The sequence below is a fragment of the Bradyrhizobium sp. Ken64 genome, from assembly GCF_055807555.1.
Map to the genome: position 1 here is coordinate 1 of NZ_JBVVPA010000060.1, position 3,721 is coordinate 3,721.

General features: G+C 61.9%; 6 protein-coding genes and 2 pseudogenes. 1 reads left to right on the forward strand and 7 read right to left on the reverse strand.

The features are described 5' to 3' along the window. From AC0L2F_RS35540 to AC0L2F_RS35565, 6 genes and pseudogenes are all read right to left on the reverse strand, one after another. Positions 1-326: pseudogene (locus AC0L2F_RS35540) on the reverse strand (DNA polymerase/3'-5' exonuclease PolX); the annotation flags it as partial. A 483-nt stretch (positions 327-809) separates the two neighbouring features. After that, positions 810-1,148, reverse strand: a complete 339-nt coding sequence (locus AC0L2F_RS35545; protein ID WP_473251498.1) for a hypothetical protein — start codon at positions 1,146-1,148, stop codon at positions 810-812. A gap of 62 nt (positions 1,149-1,210) precedes the next feature. After that, complete coding sequence (locus AC0L2F_RS35550; protein WP_473251499.1) at positions 1,211-1,474, reverse strand: GlsB/YeaQ/YmgE family stress response membrane protein; 264 nt, start codon at positions 1,472-1,474, stop codon at positions 1,211-1,213. Positions 1,475-1,494: 20 nt separating this feature from the next. Continuing rightward, on the reverse strand, positions 1,495-1,953 hold the full coding sequence (locus tag AC0L2F_RS35555; protein ID WP_473251500.1) for a YidB family protein: 459 nt from the start codon (positions 1,951-1,953) through the stop codon (positions 1,495-1,497). A 72-nt stretch (positions 1,954-2,025) separates the two neighbouring features. Beyond that, a complete protein-coding gene (locus AC0L2F_RS35560; protein WP_473251501.1) occupies positions 2,026-2,646 on the reverse strand; it encodes a general stress protein in 621 nt (206 codons plus the stop codon). Positions 2,647-2,676: 30 nt separating this feature from the next. After that, positions 2,677-2,997, reverse strand: coding sequence for a hypothetical protein (locus AC0L2F_RS35565; protein ID WP_473251502.1), 321 nt, complete (start codon positions 2,995-2,997; stop codon positions 2,677-2,679). A 384-nt stretch (positions 2,998-3,381) separates the two neighbouring features. Between AC0L2F_RS35565 and AC0L2F_RS35570 the strand changes: the two genes are divergently transcribed. Beyond that, a complete protein-coding gene (locus AC0L2F_RS35570; RefSeq protein WP_085394935.1) occupies positions 3,382-3,564 on the forward strand; it encodes a DUF3606 domain-containing protein in 183 nt (60 codons plus the stop codon). 38 nt (positions 3,565-3,602) lie between these two features. Here the strand turns inward: AC0L2F_RS35570 and AC0L2F_RS35575 are convergent. Continuing rightward, positions 3,603-3,721, reverse strand: a pseudogene (locus AC0L2F_RS35575) (3'-5' exonuclease); the annotation flags it as partial.

Consider the following 3,721-nt stretch of genomic DNA (forward strand, 5'->3'; position numbering starts at 1 on the left):
CGCAGCACCTTCTCGGGGCGGAGGCCGGGAACGGCGAGCATCTCGAGCACGCCCTCGGGTATCTCCTTCCGGAGCTTCTCAAGGCTCGGATGAGAGCCCGTCTTGTGAAGCTTGGTGATGATGTCGGCGATCGCATCTCCGACGCCGGGAATCTCGGTGAGCCGGTCTTCGGCGATGAGCACGTCCAGAGGGACGGCAAGGGCCGCCAGGCTGTCTGCGGCCCGCGTGTAGGCTTTCGCCCTGTACGGGTTGCCGCCACGCAACGCCGTCCGCTGTGCGTATTCTCGCAGGAGACTGACGATGGTGCGTAAGTCAACGGAAGCCACTCAACGAGCCTCCCGTTCAGCGCCCGGCCTCACCGGAGCAAAGGCTCGTTTAGGGGGTGGGCAGTCATCGCGCCGGCGATCGAGAGATGCCTCAAGTTTTTGCGCTGCCCGGAAGTCCTCAAGGTGCTGCGTGTTCGGGCTATAAGCGGCCTCCTTCTTGAGGAGATTGTAAATTCGCCCCGCAACCAGCTGCAGATGCTTCATTCTGCCGCGCGGCATCGATCGGGCTTTGCAAAGAGCCCGGACGGCGTAGGCGCGGAAGTAATCGAAGGCGTCAGACATGGTCTGGGTAAACGCCCATTCTGGCCTATAGTTCGGTCGACATCGTCAGCCCCGCAGGACCGCTATGGGCGACATTTGGCGTGCACCTATAATCGTCAGCAGGCTACAGCTCAGCGCGTGGCGAGAACAATCAAGGCAGGGGCGATGAAAGCGCGGCTGCGACCTTCGTTTGCGGCCGGGCCTGTTCGAAACGTTCGGACGTCACGTTTTGGGACTTGGCTGCGGAGTGGGAAGACCTTGGGAAGGCTGAGAAGGTGCGGGATTACTCTGCTGCTGAGGCGCTGCGGCTTCGCCGCCTGCGTGAGGAACGCACGTACCGATGTTGCTGAGCAGGCGTTTGGCCTGGAGATCGCGGACCTTCGAGTATTCGCGCCGTCGCTCGATATTGGCCGCGGCCCATCTGTCCCAGGCCTCGAAAGCGTCCGTATAGTGCTTTCGCATCTGCTCCTCGGCGGCGAGGCAATCGGCAAACTTGTCGAAGACCAGGTCGGTGTTAACCGGTGTCATCCCTCCCGCCAGCACAACGAGCATCCATTTCATCTTGCTTCGCCTTTCGCGCCGGGCGAATTCTCCGCTAACCCGCAGAATTCCGCTCGCTGTGGTTAGATGGCCCGACGGCTGCGACCGGCCACAAAACCGTAGATGAAAAGCACGATGATGGCGCCTAGCACTGCCCCCACTAGCCCCGCGCCTTGTCCTGGCCGGTACCAGCCGAGAGCCTGACCAAGATAGGTCGCAACGAACGCCCCTACTATTCCCAGGATTGTGGTCAGGATGAAGCCCGACGGCTCGTTATCGCCGGGCATGATGAACTTCGCGATGATGCCTGCGATGAAGCCAATGATGATCGTCCAGATAATGCCCATGTCTCTCTCTATCGCTGTGATTATCCCGCCGATGGAGCCGGAAGACGTCCATCAGGCGTGTATTTGTCCACGGCCGTCGGAAGCTCTCGGGACAATCGGTCGAGGATCTCCTGCTGCGACAGGCCGGTCTGCTGCTCCAGCTTTTGAAGGACGTCCGGACCGATAGCCTGCTGGAGTTCGGGCGGGGTGACTTCCCGGTTTGGCCCCTGATTGATCCAGGATTGAGCCGCCTCGCCCTGTCCGTTCTGCTTGAAGTGCTCGAGCAACTCGCCGATCCCGCCGTTCAGGAGCGAACCCACGCCGCCGCCCCCCACAAGGCCACCAAGGTTGCCGAGAATGCCGCTCAGGGAATCCTTGGCACCCGCCGGCTGACCGGAGGTCGCACTGCGAAACATGTCGGCCAACTTGTCACGATTCTGGTAACCGGCGATTGCGAGCATACCCAAGAGGGCGGTCATCGATGGCATTCCGCGGCTCATATTCGGCTCCTCAGTTCGATCATTAGTAACGTGCAAAAAGGGCGGCCCGCCTAGGGCGGGCCGCCGGCTAATTCATCGCACTCCGGTGCCGTAAAGTTGGCGCTCTCTGCGGACCTCGTCCGCGCCATAAGGCTGGGCGGAGGGATCGTAGCTCTTCCACCCGGCCTTCTGCCAGGCTGCGCTCCGTTCGCGGAGATTGACGGCGGACTGGTTCAGGATCGCTTCGTAGCGCGCGCGGTCCGCATCAGGTACACGAGCCGAAACCAGGGTGCCGCCGCGCCTAACACCTTCGGCGTAGAGTGGTGCTTCCTCATCGGATACGCCGGCCTGCGTCAACGCTCCGACGACCCCGCCCGTCGCGCCGCCGGCAACTGCACCGAGCGCGGTCGATGCGAGCCATCCGGCCGCCACGACCGGACCCAAGCCAGGTATCGCCAACAAGCCAAGGCCCGCGAGCAAGCCGGCCGCGCCACCGAGGCCTGCGCCGACGCCCGCGCCCGTGGCCGCACCTTCAGCCCGATCATCAACCCCATCTCGATCTCGATCGACCTTCTTGTCGGTGCTGTACCAGTTGTCGGAATTGTTCGCGACGATGCTCAAATCCGAATGCGGCACGCCCGCAGCCTCCAGGCTCCTCACCGCGCGCTGCGCATCGGAGTAGTTATCGTAGAGACGTGAAATCGTGACGGTCATCTTGAATCCCTCAATTTTGCTGGGCGCAGGTTATTTCGCCGCGTTCACGTTGCCTTGGAAATCCAGACTCACATCGGTCGAGGCGCCGCCTTTGGTGGCCTTTCCGCGCCAGACGCCGTTGTCGTCCTTCTTCAGGGATGTGACGTTGGTGTAGCCCGCGTCCTCAATCTTCGATTTGGCCTGGCCCTCGGTGAAGCTGTTGGCCCCTGCGACCGGCTTGTTGGAATTGTTCTGACCGGAACTGTTGACCGCGTTATTGTTGGGCCGATCAGTGGCCGGCGGGTTTTGCGCAAACGACGGACCCGCCAGAAGCGAAGCAGCCGTTAGCAAAAGAAGCAGTCTCTTGTTCATGTCGTCCTCCAGAGGTGGCACGGCACAAACATGCGCTGGACTGAGAAGTTCCAAGTTTTCCCGGTTCTTGGGTTTGAATGGAGGATGTAGAAAAGCATCTGCAAGAAAACGGGAGCGGGCTCCGGGCGCGTACTTGAAGGTCATTCGGGCGGAGCGTTCGGAGCTGGCCAACCCGGGCGACGTACGCCAAAGGGCCGCTGCGCTCATGCGGTGCGACGAAGCCTTCGTGCAGGCGGTCGAGCAAACGAAATGGAAAGGCCAACAAGGGTGAAGCCTAGATGCTGCCGGCGCTCGATCGGCTTCAGCCCGCAACAGCTTCTTTGAGGGAACCCCGCGATTCCTTGAAGCGTTGCACTGCCATTAGTTTCGCAGACGGAGGAGCAGATGGCAGCGAAGAAGAAGACCGCTCGGGGACGCAAACAGGATCGCGCCCGCGTGGCTAAAGGCCAAGACTACGAATTGCGGTACGAAGCAAAGAAGACTGGCCGCTCGGCCTCGGCGGTGAAGAAGGCCGTGAAGAAGGTCGGCAACAGCCGCAAGCGGGTCGAGAAACGTCTCGGCCGCTGAGGGCAGGTTCGCGCGCGTAGCATGGCCGTTCGCGGCCATCAGATCCTGCAGGAGAAGCGGGTGAAGGCGGTCAGCGTCTCCAGGCGCGGCTCCACGTCGCGCAGGTAGATCTCGGTCCGGAGAAACGCGAGCTCGGTGTCCAGCGCCGACTCGCAGA